Origin of the sequence: Bradyrhizobium sp. Mp19 (genome assembly GCF_029952935.1) — a bacterium.
GTDB classification, from domain to species: domain Bacteria; phylum Pseudomonadota; class Alphaproteobacteria; order Rhizobiales; family Xanthobacteraceae; genus Bradyrhizobium; species Bradyrhizobium elkanii.
In genome coordinates this window covers 56,305-76,992 of record NZ_JASAUT010000023.1, presented here as the reverse complement: position 1 = coordinate 76,992, position 20,688 = coordinate 56,305, and the positions used below count along the sequence as shown (strand labels likewise).

Here is a 20,688-nt window from a genome sequence, read left to right as displayed (position 1 = left end):
AGAAACAACTTGTCCGCCGATCCTCTCGCGCGTTTTCGCGGTCGCCTGCGGCTGCCGCTGATTGCAGCACCAATGTTCTTGGTCTCCGGTGTCGAGCTGGTGGTAGCCGCCTGCCGCAACGGCGTGATCGGTTCGTTTCCGACGGCGAATTGCCGTGAGACGGAACAGCTCGATGCCTGGCTCGGCGACATGGCGCGGCGCCTGCAGGCGCATGCCGATGCAAGCGGCCAAGCGGCCGCGCCGATCTGTCCGAACCTGATCGTGCATCGCTCCAACACGCGGCTGGCCGAGGATCTCGCCGTGCTGCTGCGGCACAAGCCGGAGCTTGTGATCACCTCGGTCGGCTCGCCCGCGCCGGTGCTTGGCCCTCTGCACGATGCCGGCGCGCTGGTGTTCGCCGACGTCGCCTCGATCCGCCATGCCGAGCGCGCGGCAGCAGTCGGCGCCGACGGGCTCGTGCTGCTCACTGCGGGTGCGGGCGGGCAGACCGGCTGGCTCAATCCGTTCGTGTTCGTCCGCGCGGTGCGCGGCTTCTTCGATGGACCGATCGTGCTTGCCGGCGGCATCAGCGACGGCCACGCGCTGCGCGCCGCGGAGGCGCTCGGCTGCGACCTCGCCTATATGGGCACCAAGTTCATCGCGACGCGCGAGAGCATGGCGGACGGCAGGTACAAGCAGATGCTGGTCGACTCCACCGCCGACGACATTCTGCTCACGACGGCGTTCACCGGCCTGCAGACCAACATGCTGCGGCCCTCGATCGAGGCCGCCGGTCTCGATCCCGACGACCTGCCGGCACGCGGCGCGATCGACATCGGCAAGGATATCGACATCGGCGCCCGCGAAAGCCGCCCCAAACGCTGGCGCGATATCTGGAGCGGCGGTCATTCCACCTCCGGGGTCACCGGGGTGCTCGGCGTCGACGAGCTCGTGGCGCAGACGATCGCGGAGTATGAGGCGGCGAGCGGACGGGTGCGGCTCGCCTGATCCGCCGCGAAACAGCAGCCGCTCAAATCCCGCCGCCCGCTTAACGCGGCATTAACCATGCCAGTCCCAACAATACAGTCACGGGCCGCCACGGCTGGCCGCCCGGCAGTTTGTGGGAATGCGACATGGCCCTTGAGGCGCTCTCCAAGACCCCGGCAACGCTCGACGAGCTCCGGATCCGGGTGTTCTATGCCCTGCAGCGGCATCCGCTGTGCCGTCAGGTCGAATTCGACATCGTCAGCACGCCGCGCACCCGCCGCACCAACTGGACGGTCAGCCTGCACACGGTCCAGCCCGGCGCGCTCTGGACGGCGCACGAGATCGTCGCCGACATCCAGGAGGCCTATGAGCTTGATGCCGCGGCATGATTTTCCGGCCGTTTCGGGACAATTTCACCTATTTGGCGTCGTCACGGCACGGTACCGCCGCATTTCACGCGCAGTTTGCAGCGACACCGGCCGGCAATGGAGTAGTTTTTGACCAGAGCCATCACCCTCGCCGCGCTGACATGCTTCCTCCTCGCCGGCGCCGCGATTACAGCCATTTTGGGCCGTGACAGCCTGCCGGCGGCGCAGGCCGACATTGGCCCGGTCGCCAACCGTGCCAGCAAGCAGGACAAGCTCGCCGTCACGACGCTTGCCGCGGCCTCGTTTGAGGCGCCCCAGCCGATTGAGCCTCCCGCCAATCCGTCTCCGCTCCTGTTGCGGGCGCAAGCCGCGATTCCGGGCGCGACCGATACGGTGCGCCAGGCCTATGCCTCCGTCGAGCCCGCCGATATCGGCCTGCCGAAGATCACCGACCCCGTCGATGCGGCTCAGCCGAACATCGCCGAGCCCGCACCCGCGCTGGTCGCCCCCGCGCCGCCGAAGCCCAAGGCTGCGGCCAAGCCGGCGCCGCAGAAAACCTATGCGCTGCTGAGCGACGCCCAGATCGCCGGCATCAAGGACCGCCTCAAGCTGTCGTCGTCGCAGGAATATTACTGGCCAGCGGTCGAGACCGCATTGCGCGCCGTCGCCCGCAAGATCCACGCCAAGCGCCAGGGCGATCCCGCCGTGGGCAACATACCGATCGATCCCGACTCCGAGGAGGTCCAGCAGCTGAAGTCGGCGGCGATGCCGCTGCTGTTCCAGCTCCGCGAGGATCAGAAGAACGAGGTTCGTTCGCTGGCGCGCCTGATTGGCCTGGAACGCGTCGCTGCGATGATCTGAGGCAGGGTCCGGCCGAACCGGATCTGCGCTCCTTATGCTCTAGCTGGCCTCCAGCGGCCGCAGCTTCTCCACCTTGCCCTGGGTTTCGACGAGCAGCTGTTTCATGAAGTCCTTGTTGCGCTTCAGCCAGGGCTCGAGCGTCTGCCTGACGTCGCTTGGCGACTTCTTCTCGATGGCCTGCGCCAGGCGGGTCTGAAACGTCCCCCAATCCTTGAACATCTCCTTCAGCAGCGCATCGTCGGAGATGTTGATCGCCGACTTGATGTCGCCGACGGTTTCGAGCTCGCGCATATTGCCCTGTCGCAGGATCGAATCCAGGTTTTCCAGGCATTCGTGGTAGCGCTCCAGCAGATCGTCCCATCGCTTGGCGCTGAAGTCATCGTCCAGGCCCTCGACGGCGTTGTATAGCGGCTCGAGGAACGACCAGCGGAAGCGCCGCGCCAGTCGCAGCAGGATCGACAGGAAGACGATGTCCTTCGGCATGTTCTGCGCGATCATCAGGCGGGGATCCTCGCTGAATGGCGGCATCGGCACGAAGATGATGACGATCGAGAACGGCGTGCTGTCGAGATATTCGAGCCGGGCGACGACAGGCTGATACAGCTTCAGATCGCGGAAGATCGGACTGAGGACCTGCTCACGGCTGCGCCGGCTGGCGATATCCACGTCGGCGAACGAGTTCGCGACATAGCTCGTCAGCTCGTCGAGCCAGGCCCCGCTGTCGTAACGGTTTTGCGCGCGGAGCAGATCCTCCCAGTCGAGCTCCGCCGTGTCGGGACCGGACAACAGCGTGGTGGTGCCGGCATCCGCCTCCAGCACGGCATCCCTCAGGAAGCCGCGCGCGCGATCGGCGGGGGGCAATGGCCTGAGCGTTTCGGCCTTTTGCCGGAACGACAATTCGTCGCTGAACACGATGCGAAGCCGCAGGCGAAACAGCTCTTCCGGCCGGGTGATCTGCAGGAACTGCGCGTGAATGTCCTTCGCCGCCTCGTTGAACTTGGGCGCGTAGTTGGCGTTCAGTCGCGGCCGCAGCGGCGCAGGACCGAAGGTCGGCTTCACGAACAGGTCTTCGAGGAATCGCCGGACGTCGTCCTCGCCGATTCCATAGAACTCGTTCTCCGCCAGCATCGGAAACGAAGGCGAAGAGTCGACCGAGAACCACAGCACCTTGGAGATGAGCTTCAGCGCGCGCTTGTAACCGTCGAACTGGGCAATCTCGGATGCGCACCAGGTCCAATTGTGCTCAGCATTGGTGTGGATGAAGATCAGGCAATCGGCCTTCGCCGTGTTGTCGATCATCCATTGCCGCCATTCGGAGCCGCCGGGAATTTCCTCGCAGACGAAGCATTCCACCGGACGCTGGCCGTCCAGGCTGCTGAGATATTCGAGCCGCGCCTTGAGCAGGCGCGCGAGAAATCTGTCTTCGGCGCGATGGCTGATAAACACCGAGAAATCATTTGGCATGGCAGAACCCGATCTGCATGAATCTTATGCGACGGCTGGCCGTGTCTCATCGGCCGAATGCCGCGGCTGCACATCCTGCCGCGAGCTCAATGATAGCTCGTCTCTGAAATCTGCGATCGCCCGGCGCGAAAAAGAAAAACCGCCCGCCAGTGATTTATCTCACTATACCTTAGGGTGTGCCATGTGCAAGATACCTAGGGACCTGGCGCGCGACGCTCGCCGGGCTCCGGAATGGACTCGCTAAAATTTTTCGAAACTCAGCTGATGTGTCGAACACATCGCTTCATTTTATGCCTTGGCGCCGTTCGCGCGGGCGCGCGACCAATTGAGCCTTCGGCCGTGATCGGTCGGCCGTATCGAGATCAGCAAAAGTCATAGTCGGGGGCAGTTATGCCGAAAACCAAGCAGCAGCATCTCGATCGCGCATTGGGGCCGAAGCGGATACTGGCGCTCGATGGCGGTGGCATCCGCGGCATCCTGACGCTCGAATATGTCAGCGCCATCGAGGCAATGTTGCGCAAGCGGTTCGGCAACAGCGATCTCCTGCTTTGCGATTATTTCGATCTGATCGGTGGCACCTCGACCGGATCGATCATCGCTGCCGGACTGGCCTGCGGAATGACGGCCGACGCGTTGAAGCAGCTCTATCGCGGCATCGGCACCGACGTCTTCCAGGGTTCGTTCTGGCGGCGCGGGCTGCTGGCGCCGAAATTCAAGTCGGATGCCCTGCAGCACGCTCTCGACGCGCAGCTTGGCGCCGACACCTCGCTCGGCGGCGATCGCATCCGCACCGGCCTGATGATCATGACCAAGCGGCTCGATACCGGCAGTCCCTGGCCGCTGCACAACCACCCGGATGCGCCCTTTGCCAGGCAGGACGGCGGGCTGCGGCTGACGCAAGTGGTGCGCGCCAGCACCGCGGCGCCGACCTATTTCAGTCCTCAGGAGATCACGATCTCGTCGCGCTCCGGCAGTACGGTCAGGGGGGCCTTCGTCGATGGCGGCGTCAGCCCGTTCAACGATCCTGCGCTGCAGCTCCTGATGCTGGCGTCGCTCCATGGCCATGGCTTTCGCTGGCCAACCGGCAGGGACAATCTCCTGCTCATCTCGGCCGGCACCGGCGTGTTCAAGTCGACCTTCTCGACGGAAGAAATCGTTCACATGCCGGCGGCCGAGCAGGGCCTGCGCTCGCTGCAATCGCTCATGGACGATTGCGGACGGAATAATCACGGCATGCTGCAATGGCTGACCAACTGCCTGACGCCCTGGTCGATCGATCGTGCGGTGGAAGATATGGTGGCGGACAGTCGGGTCGGACCGCAACTCGCGACCTATGCGCGCTACAACGTGCTGCTGGAAACCACCTGGTTGAAGAAGACGGTCGCGATCGACCGGACGCCGGACGCGCTTGCGAAGATCGCCGCGATGGATGACCCGAACAACATGGACGAGCTTGCCGAGATCGGACGGCTCGCAGCCGTCAGGCAGGTCAAGCCGGAACACTTCCCGTCGGCCTTCGATCTCACGTGATGCCGCGCGAGGTGCCATCTCGACACGCAAGTCGCAGTTTCGACAACCAATTCGCCTTCGGCTATCTTCGTCACCGAGACATGATGATCCAGTCATTCGTCCAGGTGTCGCGATGTCCACAAAGCAAGATGCCGGATCGCCGAACACGGTGGTCCTTTTCAGCGGTCACATGATCGATGCGCCAGATCGAAAAACGCCACGCTTTCCGCCGGACAAGGAGCCTGTTGCGGCCGCTGCGATCGCCGACGCGCTTGCGAAGATCGGTGTTACCAAGGGTGATCTCGCCATTTGCGGCGGCGCCTGCGGCGGCGATCTGTTGTTTGCGGAAGCTGCCCTCGCGAAGGGCATGCAGCTTGAAATCTATATTCCATTCGACGAACCGACGTTCCTTGCCGGCTCGGTCGATTTCGCTGGCGGCAACTGGCGCGCGCGCTATCTCGCGGCGAAATCGCGAGCCGCGCTCCATGTCATGCCCGACGAACTGGGGCCGCTGCCGGCCGGTGAAAACGCCTATGAGCGCGACAATCAATGGATGCTGGAGCGGGCCGCCCGATTTGGCGACAGGAAGCTCGCCTTTGTCTGCCTGTGGAATGGCGAAGGCGGCGATGGTCCCGGCGGCGCCAAGCACCTGATGGATGAGGCCGGGCGCAAGACGACGTGGGTTTATTGGCTGGATACGAAGAAATTATGGGACTGAAGGAATTGCGATATGCCGTCGTGTTTCATGATCATGCCCTATGGCCGAAAGCCGACCCAGGCCGATCCCAAGTTTGGTCCAGCCGAGATCGATTTTAACGCATTGTGGGATCGCGCCTACGTACCCGCCATCAAGGCGCTCGGTTATCAGCCGGTGCGCGCCGACCAGGACACCAGCGCATTGATCGTCAGTGAAATGCTGGAACGGATCTACTTCGCCGATCTCGTGCTGGCCGACATGACGATTCCGAACGGCAATGTCTATTACGAGGTCGGTATCCGCCACGCATCGCAAGAGACCGGGTGCGTGTTGCTTGCGGCCGACTGGTCCAAACAATTGTTCGATGTCGTGCAGATGCGAACCGTCCGCTATCCGCTGCCCGAGGGCGAGATCACGGAGGCGACCGCGGCAGCCATGCAGGCCGCGATCAAGGCGCCCATCAAGGCGCTTGCTGACGGGATTTCGCCGATGCACCAGTCGATCCTGGGCTATCCAGACAAGGTCGACTCGCGCAAGGCGATGACGATGCGGAGCCAGCTCGCCGAGCAAGCTGCGTTTCAGACCAAGATACGCGCGGTGCGCGCGGCGCCCACGGATCAGCGCATGGCGCGGGCCCAAGCGCTGATCGCGACCGAGGGAAGTCCGCCCGCCACTTATGCAAAGGCGCTCGCTTTGTTGCTGATGCTGCGCGACTGCGTCAATGATGCCGCCGACTGGAACATCGTGCTGGATTTCATCGGCAGACTTCCCGACCGCTTCGCCAACGAGCCTGAAGTGCAGGAGAATCGTGCATTTGCCGCGGCCCAGGCCGGCGACGACATCCAGGCCATAGCCGAGATACAGACATTGATTGATTTCGCGGGGCTGACGCCGGAACGGCTCGGCTTGATGGGTGGCCGCCACAAACGCCTCGCCAGAGGCGCACCAGCCGACTCTCCTCGCCGCAAGGAGGAGCTCGAGAAGGCGATCGACTGTTATCAGCAGGGTATGGAGCTCGATCTCAACGCCTATTATTGCTCCAGCAACCTGCCCCGTCTCTATCGCGCCCGGGGAAACCCGGGCGACGAGGATCTTGCGCAGGCCACTGTGCGGGTCGCGATTGCCGCCTGCGAACGGGCCAGACGATTGCAACTTGCCGACGAATGGCTGCGCCCGACGCAGCTTGCCGCGGCCTTTGACCTTGGCGATCCCGACAAGGCCGAGGAACTGGCAATGCAGGTGGTTGCCGAGGGGCAAGCGAAATGGAAAGTGAGCAGTGTCCTTCGCGACCTCGAAGCCAGTCTCCAATACGTCACCGACCCAGCAAAGCACGCGCGATTGTCCGCCATCATCGACAGGATCAAGACGGCCTGACCGCGCGCTTCTCTGGTCATCCGCCTCAGCCGAGCCGCATCGACAGCTCGACGTCGTCGCCGAACGGTACAGACATGTAGCCGTTCGCCGGCGAGCGCACGCGCGCCAGATAGTCGGGGCTGTCGTCGGCGTTGTCGGCGACGACGAAGGCGCCCGGCTGCAGACGGCTCTCCACGAGATCGAGGATATCGGGATAGAGCGCCTTGGCGCCGTCGAGCAGCACGAGGTCGATCGTATCGGGCAGACCCGTGCGCAGCGTCTGGAGTGCATCGCCCTCGCGGATCTCGACAAGGTCATGGAGCCCGCCGGCGACGAGATTGTCCCGGGCACGCACCACCTTGGACGATTCGAACTCGCTGGTGATCAGGCGCCCGCCGCCATTGTCGCGCAGCGCGGCGGCAGGGTGCAGCGTCGAGATGCCGAATGACGTGCCGAACTCGACGATGGTCCGCGCCCGGCTGCCGCGCGCCAGCATGTAGAGCAGCGCGCCGGTCTCGCGCGAGACCGCGAGCGGCACATTGCTCAGCCGGCCGTATAGCGCGCGGTAGTCGGTCTTGCTCCGCATCAGGCGCGCCTGTTCGGTGTCGGAAAGGTCGGCCACCGCGAGCCGGGTTTCCTCGACCGCAGCGGAGGCTTGCGCGAACAGGCGCTCGAGCAGGCCCGCGAGCTCAGGTGAAATGAGGGTGGTCATGTCGGTCTCCGGTGTGAAAGCGGCGCGTCCTTGCGCCTCGCCAGAAATACGAATAATTAGTCGCATTCGCTAATCGCATTCCCCAGGACGTCCATGACCGAACGGCGAAGCTCCTCAATTTCCTCGCGAAAACAGCCGCAACAGGCCCGCTCGACCGAGCTCGTCGCGGCGATTCTCGATGCGGCTGTTCAGGTTTTGACGAAGCAAGGCGCGCAGCGCTTCACCACGGCGCGGGTGGCCGAGAAGGCCGGCGTCAGCGTCGGCTCGCTGTACCAGTACTTCCCGAACAAGGCCTCGATCCTGTTCCGGTTGCAGAGCGACGAGTGGCGGCAGACCACGCGCCTGCTGCGTGACATCCTCGCGGATGCCAAGCGGCCGCCATTGGATCGGCTGCGTTCGTTGGTGCACGCCTTCATCCGCTCCGAATGCGAGGAGGCCGCGGTGCGCGTCGCGCTGAGCGACGCCGCGCCGCTCTATCGCGATGCGCCCGAGGCGCGCGAAGCGCGGGCATCGGGCGAGCGCATCGTCGAAGCCTTCATGCGCGAGGTATTGCCGCAAGCGTCCGACGCGGTGCGCGCGATGGCCGGCGAATCTGATCACGACGACGCTGAGCACGGTGGGCAAGGATTTTTCAGAGAGCCCGCGAACGCTCGCGGAGATCAAAGCCTATGCCGACGCAATGGCCGACATGTTCTGCGCGTATCTCAGGAGTCTCGGAAAGCGCTGAAGTTCACAGATAGTGCTTGGCGACCAGCAGAAACCCGAGCACGCCGCCGGTGACAGCGAAAACCGTCACGCCGTTGCGGAAACTCACGTAAGCGGCCGACCAGTAAGAAACCGTCTGGGAGGGCGTCGCGACTTTTTTCGATTTCTGGGGCAAGCCAATTCGCTCCTGAAAAAAGGCGCCGCCATCTGGTCAACACAGATGACGGCGCCCGTCTGAGGGCTTCAGGGCGAAACCCCGCTTCAGCGTAAGCCGCGATCATGAACGGTTCGTATACCGCCGGGCGTCGCAAGCTCGCATGTCAGCTGAAGCGTCGAGTTTCCCTAAAGCATGATCCGGGAAAAGTGCGCAGCGGTTTTCCGAAAAGATCATGCTCAAACCAAGGGCTAAAGCGCGGTGACGATTCGATCCAATCTCATCGCGCCTTAGAACGAAGCGTAGGCATTTCGAAATGCGATGGCGCCAGCCAGCGAACGCGGCCGCGTGCGCACGGCATGCCCGTCGTTGCCGCTCTGCACGATCCACTGGCCGTTCTCCTGACCTACGATCTTGCCGACGTGGTGACGCCAAACCACGATGGTGCCGACCGAAGGGCCGCCGGCATTGCTGCCGTAGCGCGCCCAGGATCGGGCCAGATTGAATTGCGGACCGGGATCGCTGCCGACCTGGGTGCGCATGAACCAGCCGCACCACGCAGCGGGGCGACCGGAATGTGCATAGTGCCGATGGTGATGGTGACGGCCGCGGGCTTCGGCAGTTGAAGCGAACGCCAAAAGAACCGCCACAGCGGCTAGAAGTTTACGCATTACAAAGTCCTTCTTGCTGTTGGCAGACCATCCATGTTGTGGGGGGAAGCGCAGCGATGATCTGCGATTGGCTCGCGAAGCGACCGCATCGGTCAGGCGACGCAAAACGAAGGCGGGGCATGGCCCGCGCAGGCGTTTAAGAAACGGGCTATGGCCAAAATATGGCCGGTACGCCTCGTCCGGCGGCCGCTACGCTGCCGAAGACTTCAGGCGTGGTCCGCGCGATGGCCGGTAATTTGATTATCGCGGATGGGGCTGTCCGGACGAGGACGCGTTGCCGAGCCTCAGGCCCGCCAAGGATAAGCCGCCGATCATGAACCAGTGAGAGAGCTTCTTGGGAGGCGCCAGTCCGTATTCGCTTTCGCGTGGCTCAAACTCCGCCGGACACGCTTCGCCCTTGCGGCCATCGCATGGCCGCGCCACGCGAAGCCCGCAAGGGCGAAGCGTGGTGCACCATTCAGAATACAATTGCGCACCTCTACCTAATTTAAATACCTATATAATTCTGCTGCGGACAAGGTCGAAGCGTTCCCGACCTAGCGCTTCGTCTTGTGAAGGACCAATTTGCCATGTGAAGCGACATCGCCCCACCTAGCGGACCAATTGACCTCCGAGGCGGAAGGTCGCCCGATGCCTTTCTGATCCCAGGCTCCCTGCAGCGCAAATAGAGCGCCTTGGGGATCGGCACATCGCAAGATCCAGCAACCATCGGGCAACTCGATTGGACCTTGGAGGACCCGGCCCCCGCCAGCATCAACGCGCTTGGCAGCCGCGCCGATGTCGTCGACATTGAAGTAATAGAGCCAGCAGGGTTGCGATACGCTCGGAAGTTTGGTGAGCATTCCGCCGATCGTCTGGCCGGCCGCCGAGAACAATTCATACAGGTCGGCCGGCCCGGTTCCAGCGTGAGCCTTCTGCCAGCCAAAAAGCTCGCCGTAAAACGGGAAGATCTTGCTCCGGTCTTCAGCCAGCAACTCGTGCCAGCCCACGCGTCCAGGCTCGTCCAATCCGCTGGACTGCCGTTGGCCATATGTTAGCCCAGAAACCAGTGCAAACGTCGCTCCTTGCGGATCGGCGACCACCGAAATTCGGCCAATATTGCTGGCGGTCGGTGTTACCAGAATGGCGCCCCCACGACGGCGGATCTGCACGGCTTTCGCATCCACGTCATCCACGGCGACGTAGCCGACCCATCTCGGCCTCGCTCCCAATCGCAGCCCTTCTTCCGGGAGACTCATGAGCCCAACTGTCGGGGCGTCGCCTGCAGTAAGCAGCGTGTAGGCGAATTCCGGAGTCGACGCATCTTCCACCGCCCAGCCGATGACCTTGCCATAAAATGCGGCTGCCGCCGACATGTTCGTCGTCAGCAACTCATACCAAGCGAAGCGTCCGAGTTGATCGACCAAGCTAATTTCCCCGTTCAAGCGGGCAGACGATTGCGCACTGCATCAAATTGCACCCGTTGCAATCCGCTCCACGGGCGCGGATTCTCGATTTAATCGACCAAATTGCGCTATATCGTTCATGAAGATGAATGCAATCAGAACGAGTTCTATTACATTTTGTGTATACCGTAATTCTTGTCTGCCTCGTTCGCTCGGCGTAAGATCGTGCTTCGGAAGTCCTTTCTTCCAAACTGGGAGGATGCGGCCATGCAGCGAGCGAAGCAAGCTTCGAGAAAGAAGCGAACGACCAACGCCGCGGTACCGGCGCTGGGATTAGCCGGTCTGACTTTTTCGCTCGCGGGCAGCGCATATGCCTCCGCCGTGCCCTCCGGCGACGTTCAACACAAGCCGAACTTCGCGCCGGGCCATATGACGACGCTCAGTGAGGAAGAACTCGCCGACGTTAGTCTCGCCACCTTCCACCTCAATCTCATCGACGATGAAAGCGTCGGAGGCCGCGTGCTGCTCGCGCGGGGATGCGGTGGTTGCCGTGGCTGCGGAGGCGCCAGAGCTTGCGGAGGCTGCAGGGGTTGCGGAGGATGCAGGGCCTGCAGAGGCTGCCGCTGCGGTGTCGGTTGCGGTGGATGTGGCGGCTGCGGCGTTGGTTGGATCGGCGTAGGCGTGCCATTGGTCTCATGCGCAGGCTGCTGTGCATCCTGGGGCCGCTGCCGCTGGTGCTAGCGCTGGGCGTCGACACGTCGCGATTTTATTGGCCGGGCGCCCGAACGACCCGGCCAAATTTTTGCTTCGTTATGCATTCGCCGCGCCTGGCTGATCAGCTTGCCGATGGTGGGCGAGTGTGATCCAAATTGCTCGCAGAATACCGGTGGCCGAACGCGGCGCACAAGCCGCGCGATGCCAATGGTCGGCCGCGCGCCGGCGATCGGAAGTGACAGCAACAGGATCAGCGTGCCGCCCCGATGACAGTCAATGGCAAGAGCCGCACCGCGAAGCAGAGCCGCAAGGGCATTTTGCGATTCGCGCCGAACTTCACCGCCTATGTGATTCCTCCCGATGTGGTCTGCCTCTATTCCGAGAACCGCAAATTCTTCCTGCACGGTGATCTTTATTGTGCGGTGGCCGCGGCGATCGGCAAAAATGGTAAGGTTGCACCAGAGATCGTTCGCCAGCTCTCAAAGAGTTTTCCCGCCGACAAGATCGAGGAAGCGATCAGGCGGCTGCTAGAGCGCCGATATGTCGTAAGCGGAGCGCCGCACGCGTTCGCAGGCGCCGTCGATGGATATTGGGCGAGTCTCGGCCTCCCCCCCGAGGTCGCAGAACAGAATCTCCGCGATTGCCCCGTGCGGGTCGAAGCGATCGATGTCAAAGGCGCCAACGAACTTGCCGCGGCCTTGAGCAAGCTCGGTGTTCGGATCACCAAGCGGTCGCCCAAGCTCACGATCACACTGGCGAACGACTATCTTGACCGGCGGCTCGTCGAATTGAACGGAAAGCGCTTTGGCGATGGGACGCCCTGGCTGCTGGCGCAGCCGTCCGGCGTGTTTCCGCTGGTGGGACCCGTGTTCAAGCCGGGCGAGAGCGCCTGCTGGACTTGCCTGTTCGATCGCATGATACGCAATCGGGAGATCAAGGGATTTCTCGATCGCAGAGCGGCGCAGGTGGTCGCCGTATCGCCCCTGGTCGGCGACGCCGTCGGACAGATCGGCATCCACTTCGCTGCTGTTGAAATCGCAAAAGCGATTGCCTCGGGATTTCGTACCGATCTGCGCGATCACATCGCAAGCTTCGACCTGACCGGTGCCGTCATTGCCAAGCATTACGTCGCGCGACGCCCGCAGTGTCCTACCTGTGGCAGCAGGAAGCTGCAGAGTCCGCGCCGGGCGGCAGCGCCGATCGAGATCGCGGAGGGCGGAAAGCTCGTCATGACCAGCGGCGGTTACCGCGCCGTGACGTCGCGAGCCACCGTAGCACGGTTCCGCAAGCACGTCAGTCCGCTGACCGGCGTCGTCTCACGGCTCGAGCGGATCGAGGCCGATCTGCCGATGAACACGAATTTTTTCGCCTACCACAATTTCTCGGCGCCGGCCTGGAACGTCGACCAACTCAGATCCGGATTAAGCGGCGGCAGCTTCGGCAAGGGCTCCACAGCCGAGCAGGGCGAGGCAAGCGCGTTGATGGAGGCGATCGAGCGCTATTCGGGTATTTTCCAGGGGGACGAGATCAGGACGAAGCGCCGCTTTGTCGATTTCGCTCCCGGCGACGCTCTTCTTCCCAACGAAGTACAGCTTTTCAGCGACGCGCAGTTTCAAAGCAGACATACCTCGCAGCCGGACGATTCACATCTGGTGCCTGAGCCGCTCGATCCCTCGACCAAGACGGAGTGGTCGCCGGTCTGGTCGTTACGCGACAAGCGTTTCAAACATCTTCCAACGGGCCTCTTGTACTTCTTCTATGGCGGCTTCCACACGGATTCCAACGGATGCGCGGCCGGCAACACCCGGGAGGAAGCCATCGTTCAAGGCTTCCTCGAACTGGTCGAACGCGACGCCTACGCGATCTGGTGGTACAACCGGCTGCAACGTGCGGAAGTCGACCTCGCGCAATTCGAAGATCCCTATGTGCGCGATCTGCAAGCCCAGCTTGCCGATGCGGGGCGCAGGCTTTGGGTGCTCGACATCACCAGCGATCTCGGCATTCCCTCTTACGTGGCGATCATCCATTGGACGCAGAACGGGCACGAAAATATCGAATTCGGTTCCGGCTCGCATTTCGATCGCCGCATAGCCCTGCTGCGTTCCCTCACCGAGCTGACCCAGTTCATGTCGATTGGCATGATGGGCGGCGGAAGTGGCGAGAAGCCGACGCTGGACGGTGTCACGCCGCTGCGACTGGACGATTATCCGTTCCTGATCCCCGGCGACAATCCGATCGTGCCGTCGGCGCCGAGCCTCAAGGTTCACGACAACGCGCGCGACCAGGTCAATGCCTGCATCGAGATTGCCACCGGCGCGGGATTTGATTTCCTCGTGCTCGACCAGACGCGGCCCGATGTCCAGGTGCCCGTCGTCAGAGTGCTCGTTCCGGGGTTGCGACATTTCTATCGCCGCTTCGCGCCCGGCCGACTTTACGATGTTCCGATGAAGCTCGGATTGCTGAATCGTCCGCGACTGGAAAGCGAGCTCACGCCATTCCTTCCACACACCTGAAGGCTGGCCCGTTGCGCAACTTCCGGAAAACGAAGCTCAGGAAGATCGCACCCGTCATTGCCGCCCGATTGAACGGTCGTTGCTCCCTTCACATGCAGGCGGACGGAAGCATCGCTGCAGGCTTGGGCGGCTACTCGATCAATCTGGGACAATTCAGTGCGGCAGCGGTCGACCGTGCGGGACATCTCACCAGCGGCCTGCCGCTCGCCTCCTTTGCGGGCAAAGGCGTCCTCGCGAGGCAGGTTCATGCCCTCGTGCGGCGACTGGCAGGGCATGGATTTCTCGAATACCGCTTATACTCTCCGCGTGACGAGCAAGACCTCGTGGTCATCGAGCCGCAGGTCGCCGAATACTGGCCACAACGCGCAAAGCTGGGGAACGGTGATACCATCGTGTTGTCGCGCTTCGCCTATCTGCGCCGGCGCGGCAGCGAGATGGTGTTGGAATCGCCGCGCGCCGGCGCGCTGTTTCGGATTTTTGATCCCGCCATCGCTGCCACCCTCGCTGCCCTGTCGCGGCCTCAGAAGATCAGCAACCTTCGCCGCCATGCGGCCTCCGCGAACCTCGATCTGCTCGGATTGCTGATCGACAGCAAGATGCTGATCAAGCTCAATGCGAAAGACGGCGACGGCCTTCGGGTGAATGAAGGCGACGGCAATCTCGTTCTCTGGGACTTCCACGATCTCGTGTTTCATACGCGGAGCACGGAGGGCCGGCACACCAATCCAGTTGGCGGCGCGTTCACCCATGCGGGCGTCGTTCCACCGCTACCCGCCGTGCGTCCGCCTTGGCCCGGCAAGAAGATCGACCTCGGCAAATTCTCCACGTCGGGGTCGGTCTCGCACTTCGCGAAGCTGTTGCGCGAACGCCATTCAATACGAGATTTCGACGACCAGCATCCGGTCACGCTCGCCGAGCTCGCGCAGTTTCTCGACACGACAGCCCGCGTGCTGTCGGAATGGAAGATCGGCGCAGATTTTGACGGCGATCCCGAGGTCACCTACAGCGCAAGACCCTATCCGTCGGCAGGCGGCGCGTACGAGCTGGAACTATACTTGGCGGTCTTGAACTGCGGGGGGCTTGCACGTGGACTTTACCACTATGACGCGGGCAGCCACGCGCTTGTCGCGATCGACACCTCCGCCCAACAACTCCAAGCGCTTTCTACGGCGGCCGAGTTTGCCATGGACGCATCCGGTCCACCGCAGGTTTTGATCACGATCGCCGCGCGCTTTGGGCGGATCTCCTGGAAATACAGCTCAATCGCATATTCGCTGATCCTGAAGGACGTCGGCAACCTGATCCAGACGTTCTATCTGACGGCGACCGACATGGGCCTTGGTGGCTGCGCAATCGGCACCTGCAACATCGATCTGTTTGCAAAAATGACGGGGCTTGAATTCTACGTGGAGAGCCCGGTCGGTCAATTCGCGCTCGGGCGCGGCAGGAAACCGGCCCCCCTCTAGCCAGAGGGAGGTCTTTCGAATGTTTACGGCCTTGATCGTACGCGAATGGCGCCCAGGGGCAGGATTCGGCTTCGCCCTTCGGGCTACGCCGGGACGAGCCTTCGTGCGGATGGCTTGTCGGCTACGGCTGCGCTGAATGGTGCCCCTGGCCGGAATCGAACCAGCACTCCTTGCGGAACTCGATTTTGAGTCGAGCGCGTCTACCAGTTCCGCCACAGGGGCATTCGCAATGGTCCCGGCCGGGAAGGCCGGGGTCGCGAAGCGCGGCGGACTATAGCGGGCGGCCCGTCACGGTCAACCCGCGCGGACCGGATGTCCCGCGCCCCGGCAGCGGAATTTCCGGGGGGTGTGATCCCAGGGACGACGCAACGCCGTCGCCGTCCGTATGGCGGTCACAGCAGAGTTTGCCCGGCGGCGGCCGCCTGCCACCGTGCCCATGCCTGGCCGCGGCTGCGGCTGCGGCAACGTACTCCGGGACGGAGGCGCGAGCGTAACGGTATTGTCCGTTCGTCGATCTCGATGACGCACATGAACGCAGGCTGCTCAATCCGGGTCTTTTCTTTTCCGATGAGTTGCAAGCGGCGATGACCCAGTGGCGCCTGCACGTTCCCACGCATCATCGACTGAACGCGATCTGACCGCGGCGGACGGCGGCCGTCACGGTCAACCCGCGCGGATGTGATTGTCCCGCGCCTCGACAGCGGTATTTTCACGCGATACGACCGCAATCGACGATCTTGGAGCAGGGCCAATGACCCTCCCGAACGATGCCCGCAGGAGGACCGACGTGACGATTGCCACTGCCCATCCGTCGCATGCTTCCGCCGCCGGCAATCCGGCGCTGACCTCGGCCTTGGCGATTGCCGTGATCGCAGCGGCGACGCTGGCCGGCGCCTGGTTCTTCCAGCTCGTGCTGGAGATCATGCCCTGTCCGCTCTGCCTCGAGCAGCGCTATGCCTATTACCTTGCGGTGCCGCTCGGCGCCCTCGTCGCGGTCGCGGCCGCCCGCGGCGCGCCGCGTCCGGTGCTGCTCGCGGGCCTTGCAATCCTCGGCCTCGCCGCGCTCGCCAATGCCGGGCTCGGCACCTATCACGCCGGCGTCGAATGGGGGTTCTGGCCGGGGCCGACCGATTGCACGGGCCCGATGGTGGATTTCGGCAAGGCCGGCTCGCTGCTGGACCAGCTCGACAAGGTTAAGGTGGTGCGCTGCGACGAGGTGCAGTGGCGCTTCCTCGGCATTTCGCTGGCCGGTTACAACGTGCTGATCTCGCTCGTGATGGCCGCGATCGCCGGTTGGGGCGTGATGCGAGCCGCGCGGGCATAAGCCCGTAGGGTGGGTAGAGCGAAGCGAAACCCACCATCCTTGCTGCGGAACGAAGCCGATGGGTTTCGCTGCGCTCTACCCATCCTACGCTTCCACGGATAAAGCCCGCCCGTCTCTCGATCCGTCATGCTGAGGAGGCCGCGAAGCGGCCGTCTCGAAGCATGGACGGGCACCAGCCGGGCCGTTCATCCTTCGAGACGCGCGGAGCCTGTCATCGGGCCGCGCTTCGCGCGGACCCGGTGGCGCTCCTCAGGATGACGGAACAAAGAGGCCCTAATCGTCGACGTCGTCCTGCGGGCGGCCGAACAGATGGATGATGCCCGGCGTCGAGATGGTGACGAACAGGAAGCGCGACAGATGATGCGCGCCGACGAAGATCGGGTCGATGTGCAGCGTCAGCGCCAGCGCCAGCATCGCGTCCATCGCGCCCGGCGCGAAGGCGACCACGACGTCGGCGAGCCGCACATGGGTGGTGAAGCCGATCACCGCGACGAACACCGCCGAGATCAGGATGGCAATCGCAAACGAGCCGAGCCCGGCATTGACGTGACTGAGCAGGGTCGAGGTTTTCATCCGCGCGAAGCGGGTGCCGATGATGGCGCCGACGCCGACCAGCGCGATGTTGCGGAGCCAGGGCGGCAGGCCGCCATCGACCAGCCCGGAGCCGTGCAGCAGGCTGGAGGCGAGCATCGCGCCGAACATCCAGCTGGCGGGGAATTTGATCCAGCGCAGCAGCAGCGAGACGCCGATCGATAAGGCGACCAGCGCGACGAGGCCGAACGGCGAGGCGACCGAGGTCGGCAACGGCGGCGGCGCGGCATGCGTCACCCCGGTCAGCGCCAGCACCAGCGGCAGCGCCGCGGTCAAAATGATCACGCGCATGGTCTGCACCACCGCGATCGCCGCGACGTCGGCGCCCTTTTCCGCGGCGAGGATCGTGATCTGCGACAGCGCGCCCGGGCTGCCGGCAAGGAAAGCCGAGGTCTGGTCCCAGCCATGGACGCGCTGCAGATAGAGGCTCGAGCCGAAGGTCGAGCAGAACGTCGCCAGCGCCAGCAGGCCGATGGTGAGCGGATAGGAGCTCATGTGCTGCAGCAATTGCTGCGACATCAGCGAGCCCAGGGAGATGCCGAGCAGCAGCAGCACCGATTGCGTCAACACCGCCGGCACCGCGAGCGGCCGTCCGGTCAATGCGGCGATCGCGACCGCGACCATCGCCCCCGAGATCAGGCCGCCCGGCAATTCTGCCCACAGAAACAGCAAGCCGCCGACGGTGCCGATGACGAGAGTCTCGAGCCCGTTCAGGACTTTGCTGCGGTCGGGAATGGCCGTTGCCATCGAAGCGCGGATCAGGGTCACGCCGCCTTATGGCAAATTCGCGTGAACGCGACAAATGCATCTCGCGATTGCAGCATTGCGCCCCGGCTCGCGCGGCGCACAGATTTTCACCCTTCGAAACAAGCTGGGGATGGCGATCAGTATCGCCACAAACTCGTCATGACCGGGCCAAAGCGCGAAGCGCGTCTTCGCGCAGGTCTCCTGGCCATCGACGTCATTCCCACGCGCAAGCCAAGAGGTAGATGCCCGGCACAAGGCCGGGCATCACGGGTTCGTCGAGCGATCGAGCGCATTTGCGATTGCCCTCCCCGATGGGGAGAGCGAATCGCATCAAACCTGTCCGGGCGTTACTTCGTCGCCGCGGGCGCAGCGGCGGCGCCGCCCGACTTCTCCTTCTTGCACTCGGAGCGGAATTTCTTGCGCTCCTTGCCGTGCAGCCCCTTGGCGTCGGCTTCCTTCGAGCATTCCAGCGACTGGGCGGTGCGCGGCTTCTTCTCGGCCGGCGCCTTGGTCTCGGCCTTCGGAGCGGCGTCCTTGGCGGCGGGCGCGGCCGTTTGCGCGAAAGCTCCGCCCATCAGCAGCAGGGAGGCAAGGGCGGTTGCGGACGCGAGCGTGGAAATCGTCTTCATGGGGCACCTCGTGAGGGAAAGAGGGTCGAAACGTCGCGCGATGATGCTGAACCGTGGATGAACATGCAGTGGTCCCGCCGCCACAATATTTTAACGCGCAGGCGCGCTGGTGCGTTGTCGCAAGTCGGGGTTGCGCTAGGATAATGGTCTTACGCCAATGCCCCCCACGGGAAACCAACGGGAAACCACGGATGACGGGAGACCAGGGATGACCATTCAAACCAGATTGTTGTGCGTGATTGCGGTGTCGGGCTTTGCAGCCTTTGCGGCGAGCGCGCCGGCACAGGCCCTGACCGCGCAGGAATGCAGCGCCAAGTACCAGGCGGCCAAGTCGGCCGGCACCCTCGGCGGCCAGAAGTGGAATGATTTCCGCAAGGCGCAGTGCGGCGCCGACGCGACCCCGGCCGCGGCGCCCGCCGCTCCGCCGCCGGCAGCCGCCGCGCCCGCTCCGGCCGCGCCGAAGGAAGCCAAGCAGGCGCCCGCCGCGGCACCGGCGGCGCCGTCAGGACCCGCCGTGTTTCCGAACGCCATCGATCCCAAATACGCCAAGGAGTCCGAAGGCAAGGGACGCATGCACACCTGCGTCGACCAGTACAATGCCAACAAGGCCACCGGCGGCAATGGCGGCCTGAAGTGGATCCAGAAGGGCGGCGGCTATTACAGCGAATGCAACAAGCGCCTGAAGGGCGCCTGAGTCAGCCTCCGAGTTTGGCGAGCGGCCGGCGTAGGCCGGCCGCTTTCCGTTTGCACCGGCTCTATTGGCAGCTCTCTCTACGGGTTTTCCGTGAGCAGCTTGTCCGCCGACTGCGCCAGGAGTTGCGCGCGCTTGCGCGGGCCGCGCTCGAGGAACAGCAGGCTCTGGCCGAAGATGAAGCAGTAGAACAGGAAGGCCTGCGCATCGGCCTCTTCAGTCGGCAGCCCGGTGGCGCGATAGAGCTGGGCGACATTCTTCAGCCGCGCGGCATCGACGCTCGCGGCAGCGGCGGCAGCGGCTTCATCGGTGCGCGCCCATTGCCGGATCGCGAGCTCGACCGCCATCGCCTCGGTGTTCATGCGCTCCGAATAGAGCGTGATGATCGCCTTCAGCCGCTCGCGCGCGCTCGCGCCGTCGAGCGCGGTGTGCTTCTCGATCGATGCGATGCGGCCGTCGCGCCAGCGCGTCAGCATGGCCTCGAGCAGCGCGGCGCGATCCCTGAAGCGGCGGTAGAAGCCGCCCTTGGTGACGCCCAGATTCTTCGCCAGCACCTCGACCCGCACGCCGTCGACGCCGCTATGCGCGAGTTCGGCAAAGCCCGCCGCGACCCAGACATCGCCCTTGCTTTCAGTCATGTGATCTCCGCGCACCCACTCTGATACGGTACCGTATTGCTAGCGCGCCTCGTCCCTGATACGCTACCGTATCAAAATCGAAAGGAGGGATCCGATGGAAGGCGAGGCGACCTATCGCGGCACGGTCTATCCCTGGCATTGCGACCATATCGGCCACATGAACGTCATGTGGTATGTCGGCAAGTTCGACGAGGCGAGCTGGAACATGTTCGCGCGGCTCGGCCTGACCCCGAGCTACCTGCGCGAGTCCGGCCGCGGCATGGCCGCCGTGCAGCAGAACATCTCCTACAAGCGCGAGCTGCTCGCCGGCGACCTCGTCGAGATCAAGAGCCGGCTGGTCGAGTTCCGCGACAAGTCGATCCGCATCCTGCACGAGATGCGCAACGCGGAGACCGGCGAGGTCGCGGCGACCTGCGAGATCGCGGCCGTGCATATCGATCGCGCCGCGCGCAAGGCGGCGCCGTTTGCGCCGGCGATCCGCTACGCCGCGATGCCGCATCTCGTCCCGTCAGAACCCGTGAGTGCGTGAC

At 63.7% G+C, this 20,688-nt stretch carries 20 protein-coding genes, 1 tRNA gene and 1 pseudogene; 12 read left to right on the top strand and 10 right to left on the bottom strand.

All coding sequences use genetic code 11. The annotated features are described in order from the left end of the window. The first annotated feature begins 9 nt into the window (after window positions 1-9). The 3 genes from QJT82_RS24105 (at window position 10) to QJT82_RS24095 (ending at window position 2,195) form a co-directional block, all read left to right on the top strand. Window positions 10-987 carry a nitronate monooxygenase gene (locus QJT82_RS24105; protein WP_028342584.1) on the top strand — a complete coding sequence of 326 codons (978 nt, stop codon included), beginning with the start codon at window positions 10-12 and terminating at the stop codon, window positions 985-987. A gap of 125 nt (window positions 988-1,112) precedes the next feature. Then, window positions 1,113-1,355 carry a hypothetical protein gene (locus QJT82_RS24100; RefSeq protein WP_028342583.1) on the top strand — a complete coding sequence of 81 codons (243 nt, stop codon included), beginning with the start codon at window positions 1,113-1,115 and terminating at the stop codon, window positions 1,353-1,355. Between the two features lie 108 nt (window positions 1,356-1,463). Next, window positions 1,464-2,195, top strand: a complete 732-nt coding sequence (locus QJT82_RS24095) for a hypothetical protein (RefSeq protein WP_028342582.1) — start codon at window positions 1,464-1,466, stop codon at window positions 2,193-2,195. Between the two features lie 39 nt (window positions 2,196-2,234). Here QJT82_RS24095 and QJT82_RS24090 read toward each other — a convergent pair whose 3' ends face one another. Next, window positions 2,235-3,659, bottom strand: coding sequence for a toll/interleukin-1 receptor domain-containing protein (locus QJT82_RS24090; protein ID WP_028342581.1), 1,425 nt, complete (start codon window positions 3,657-3,659; stop codon window positions 2,235-2,237). A gap of 390 nt (window positions 3,660-4,049) precedes the next feature. Between QJT82_RS24090 and QJT82_RS24085 the strand changes: the two genes are divergently transcribed. Next, entirely contained in the window at window positions 4,050-5,189 is a 1,140-nt protein-coding gene (locus tag QJT82_RS24085) for a patatin-like phospholipase family protein (RefSeq protein ID WP_028342580.1), read from the top strand. A gap of 70 nt (window positions 5,190-5,259) precedes the next feature. Here QJT82_RS24085 and QJT82_RS24080 read toward each other — a convergent pair whose 3' ends face one another. Beyond that, window positions 5,260-5,655 (bottom strand): hypothetical protein, encoded by a 396-nt coding sequence (locus tag QJT82_RS24080; RefSeq protein ID WP_245288811.1) that lies wholly within the window; start codon window positions 5,653-5,655, stop codon window positions 5,260-5,262. Window positions 5,656-5,658: 3 nt separating this feature from the next. Between QJT82_RS24080 and QJT82_RS24075 the strand changes: the two genes are divergently transcribed. Then, complete coding sequence (locus QJT82_RS24075) at window positions 5,659-5,886, top strand: hypothetical protein (RefSeq protein WP_245288810.1); 228 nt, start codon at window positions 5,659-5,661, stop codon at window positions 5,884-5,886. Window positions 5,887-5,898: 12 nt separating this feature from the next. Further along, entirely contained in the window at window positions 5,899-7,239 is a 1,341-nt protein-coding gene (locus QJT82_RS24070) for a TRAFs-binding domain-containing protein (protein ID WP_155258638.1), read from the top strand. Between the two features lie 25 nt (window positions 7,240-7,264). Here the strand turns inward: QJT82_RS24070 and QJT82_RS24065 are convergent, their stop codons facing one another. Continuing rightward, a complete protein-coding gene (locus tag QJT82_RS24065; protein ID WP_028342577.1) occupies window positions 7,265-7,930 on the bottom strand; it encodes a class I SAM-dependent methyltransferase in 666 nt (221 codons plus the stop codon). A gap of 93 nt (window positions 7,931-8,023) precedes the next feature. Between QJT82_RS24065 and QJT82_RS24060 the strand changes: the two are divergent. After that, a pseudogene (locus tag QJT82_RS24060) lies at window positions 8,024-8,657 on the top strand (TetR family transcriptional regulator). A gap of 3 nt (window positions 8,658-8,660) precedes the next feature. Here the strand turns inward: QJT82_RS24060 and QJT82_RS24055 are convergent. The 3 genes from QJT82_RS24055 to QJT82_RS24045 all read right to left on the bottom strand — a co-directional run bounded on the left by QJT82_RS24055 (window position 8,661) and on the right by QJT82_RS24045 (window position 10,866). Continuing rightward, a complete protein-coding gene (locus QJT82_RS24055; RefSeq protein ID WP_155258637.1) occupies window positions 8,661-8,810 on the bottom strand; it encodes a hypothetical protein in 150 nt (49 codons plus the stop codon). A 269-nt stretch (window positions 8,811-9,079) separates the two neighbouring features. Then, window positions 9,080-9,460, bottom strand: coding sequence for a hypothetical protein (locus tag QJT82_RS24050; RefSeq protein ID WP_233475590.1), 381 nt, complete (start codon window positions 9,458-9,460; stop codon window positions 9,080-9,082). 536 nt (window positions 9,461-9,996) lie between these two features. After that, window positions 9,997-10,866 (bottom strand): VOC family protein, encoded by an 870-nt coding sequence (locus tag QJT82_RS24045; protein WP_338132188.1) that lies wholly within the window; start codon window positions 10,864-10,866, stop codon window positions 9,997-9,999. A 959-nt stretch (window positions 10,867-11,825) separates the two neighbouring features. On the opposite strand from QJT82_RS24045, the gene QJT82_RS24040 reads away from it, so the two are divergent. Together QJT82_RS24040 and QJT82_RS24035 are read left to right on the top strand one after the other, a co-directional pair. After that, complete coding sequence (locus tag QJT82_RS24040) at window positions 11,826-14,072, top strand: TOMM precursor leader peptide-binding protein (RefSeq protein WP_264641759.1); 2,247 nt, start codon at window positions 11,826-11,828, stop codon at window positions 14,070-14,072. A 92-nt stretch (window positions 14,073-14,164) separates the two neighbouring features. Next, a complete protein-coding gene (locus QJT82_RS24035) occupies window positions 14,165-15,538 on the top strand; it encodes a SagB family peptide dehydrogenase (RefSeq protein WP_028342573.1) in 1,374 nt (457 codons plus the stop codon). Between the two features lie 137 nt (window positions 15,539-15,675). Here QJT82_RS24035 and QJT82_RS24030 read toward each other — a convergent pair. Next, window positions 15,676-15,760: transfer RNA gene (locus tag QJT82_RS24030), tRNA-Leu, on the bottom strand. Between the two features lie 529 nt (window positions 15,761-16,289). Here QJT82_RS24030 and QJT82_RS24025 point away from each other — a divergent pair. Further along, window positions 16,290-16,862 carry a disulfide bond formation protein B gene (locus QJT82_RS24025; RefSeq protein WP_051447990.1) on the top strand — a complete coding sequence of 191 codons (573 nt, stop codon included), beginning with the start codon at window positions 16,290-16,292 and terminating at the stop codon, window positions 16,860-16,862. A 273-nt stretch (window positions 16,863-17,135) separates the two neighbouring features. Here QJT82_RS24025 and QJT82_RS24020 read toward each other — a convergent pair whose 3' ends face one another. Further along, window positions 17,136-18,200 carry an AbrB family transcriptional regulator gene (locus QJT82_RS24020; RefSeq protein ID WP_028342571.1) on the bottom strand — a complete coding sequence of 355 codons (1,065 nt, stop codon included), beginning with the start codon at window positions 18,198-18,200 and terminating at the stop codon, window positions 17,136-17,138. 347 nt (window positions 18,201-18,547) lie between these two features. Further along, window positions 18,548-18,829 (bottom strand): PsiF family protein, encoded by a 282-nt coding sequence (locus tag QJT82_RS24015; RefSeq protein WP_028342570.1) that lies wholly within the window; start codon window positions 18,827-18,829, stop codon window positions 18,548-18,550. 208 nt (window positions 18,830-19,037) lie between these two features. Between QJT82_RS24015 and QJT82_RS24010 the strand changes: the two genes are divergently transcribed. Then, on the top strand, window positions 19,038-19,523 hold the full coding sequence (locus QJT82_RS24010; protein ID WP_018269666.1) for a hypothetical protein: 486 nt from the start codon (window positions 19,038-19,040) through the stop codon (window positions 19,521-19,523). A 77-nt stretch (window positions 19,524-19,600) separates the two neighbouring features. Here the strand turns inward: QJT82_RS24010 and QJT82_RS24005 are convergent, their stop codons facing one another. Beyond that, window positions 19,601-20,158, bottom strand: coding sequence for a TetR/AcrR family transcriptional regulator (locus tag QJT82_RS24005; protein WP_028342569.1), 558 nt, complete (start codon window positions 20,156-20,158; stop codon window positions 19,601-19,603). Between the two features lie 94 nt (window positions 20,159-20,252). Here QJT82_RS24005 and QJT82_RS24000 point away from each other — a divergent pair, with 94 nt between their 5' ends. Next, window positions 20,253-20,687, top strand: coding sequence for an acyl-CoA thioesterase (locus QJT82_RS24000; RefSeq protein ID WP_028342568.1), 435 nt, complete (start codon window positions 20,253-20,255; stop codon window positions 20,685-20,687). Window position 20,688: the final 1 nt, after the last annotated feature.

What these genes read in the sequence shown, in the direction of transcription:
- QJT82_RS24020 (WP_028342571.1), bottom strand. Translation starts at nt 18,200, where the DNA reads ATGGCAACGGCCATTCCCGACCGCAGCAAAGTCCTGAACGGGCTCGAG.
- QJT82_RS24040 (WP_264641759.1), top strand. Translation starts at nt 11,826, where the DNA reads ATGACAGTCAATGGCAAGAGCCGCACCGCGAAGCAGAGCCGCAAGGGC.
- QJT82_RS24000 (WP_028342568.1), top strand. Translation starts at nt 20,253, where the DNA reads ATGGAAGGCGAGGCGACCTATCGCGGCACGGTCTATCCCTGGCATTGC.
- QJT82_RS24065 (WP_028342577.1), bottom strand. Translation starts at nt 7,930, where the DNA reads ATGACCACCCTCATTTCACCTGAGCTCGCGGGCCTGCTCGAGCGCCTG.
- QJT82_RS24005 (WP_028342569.1), bottom strand. Translation starts at nt 20,158, where the DNA reads ATGACTGAAAGCAAGGGCGATGTCTGGGTCGCGGCGGGCTTTGCCGAA.
- QJT82_RS24010 (WP_018269666.1), top strand. Translation starts at nt 19,038, where the DNA reads ATGACCATTCAAACCAGATTGTTGTGCGTGATTGCGGTGTCGGGCTTT.
- QJT82_RS24025 (WP_051447990.1), top strand. Translation starts at nt 16,290, where the DNA reads ATGACCCTCCCGAACGATGCCCGCAGGAGGACCGACGTGACGATTGCC.
- QJT82_RS24075 (WP_245288810.1), top strand. Translation starts at nt 5,659, where the DNA reads ATGCCCGACGAACTGGGGCCGCTGCCGGCCGGTGAAAACGCCTATGAG.
- QJT82_RS24085 (WP_028342580.1), top strand. Translation starts at nt 4,050, where the DNA reads ATGCCGAAAACCAAGCAGCAGCATCTCGATCGCGCATTGGGGCCGAAG.
- QJT82_RS24050 (WP_233475590.1), bottom strand. Translation starts at nt 9,460, where the DNA reads ATGCGTAAACTTCTAGCCGCTGTGGCGGTTCTTTTGGCGTTCGCTTCA.
- QJT82_RS24070 (WP_155258638.1), top strand. Translation starts at nt 5,899, where the DNA reads ATGCCGTCGTGTTTCATGATCATGCCCTATGGCCGAAAGCCGACCCAG.
- QJT82_RS24080 (WP_245288811.1), bottom strand. Translation starts at nt 5,655, where the DNA reads ATGGAGCGCGGCTCGCGATTTCGCCGCGAGATAGCGCGCGCGCCAGTT.
- QJT82_RS24090 (WP_028342581.1), bottom strand. Translation starts at nt 3,659, where the DNA reads ATGCCAAATGATTTCTCGGTGTTTATCAGCCATCGCGCCGAAGACAGA.
- QJT82_RS24100 (WP_028342583.1), top strand. Translation starts at nt 1,113, where the DNA reads ATGGCCCTTGAGGCGCTCTCCAAGACCCCGGCAACGCTCGACGAGCTC.
- QJT82_RS24015 (WP_028342570.1), bottom strand. Translation starts at nt 18,829, where the DNA reads ATGAAGACGATTTCCACGCTCGCGTCCGCAACCGCCCTTGCCTCCCTG.
- QJT82_RS24035 (WP_028342573.1), top strand. Translation starts at nt 14,165, where the DNA reads ATGCAGGCGGACGGAAGCATCGCTGCAGGCTTGGGCGGCTACTCGATC.